This window comes from Candidatus Symbiopectobacterium sp. NZEC135, from assembly GCF_025962695.1.
Window position 1 is genome coordinate 1 of record NZ_JAGFPF010001256.1, and the last position, 634, is coordinate 634.

The window sequence follows — 634 nt, forward strand, 5'->3', positions numbered from 1 at the left end:
CGCCAAACAGATATTTGGCTGTGGTGCAAAAATGCTGCGTACGGGCATCTGTTTTTTGATTCATGATGGCTATAGATCCATGTGTTTTATGTCATTGACTAAACGAGGTGAACCCGGTATTTACGCGGCGATGTTTTTCAATCTGGGTAAATACATGCTTAACCCTGTTTTCTATTTTGCGTTTCGATAATAATTGGTGTTCAGCGTTCTGATGGTTTTCTGCGTATTTCAGCAGAAAATGTTTTCATGTAATTAGCCTGATTCGTTAAGTGTCGTTTTTTATAAAATAAGTGGTGTGTGCTTGAGTGATGACAGTCAATTGCGGGTCAGGCGATAGGCTGTAAAAGGTTTTAATCATAGTTAACGGGTATCTCTATTAAATGGGGCCGGTGTGTCTGGAATGCTTTTTCGAGCGCATCAGAAAGATCGGCGATATCCAAAATTTTTGTCGCTGATACCCCATTGGCATTAGCCAGCAGGGTGAAATCGACCGGGCCGAATTCGGTCAGATGACGTTGCGGTTCAGAACCCTCGAGATGCTGGTAATACTTGATAAGGCCAAACGCTGAATCCGACAGAACCACGATAACCACCGGTAGCGAGTAACGGGGAAGGGTTTCAAGTTCCTGGCTGG

Annotated in this window: 1 protein-coding gene; it reads right to left on the minus strand. The window is 44.0% G+C overall.

What is annotated here, in order from left to right; genetic code table 11:
• Positions 1-350 precede the first annotated feature (350 nt).
• On the minus strand, positions 351-634 hold a 284-nt coding region (locus J5224_RS33685; RefSeq protein WP_264629222.1), incomplete at its 5' end, for a thiamine pyrophosphate-dependent enzyme.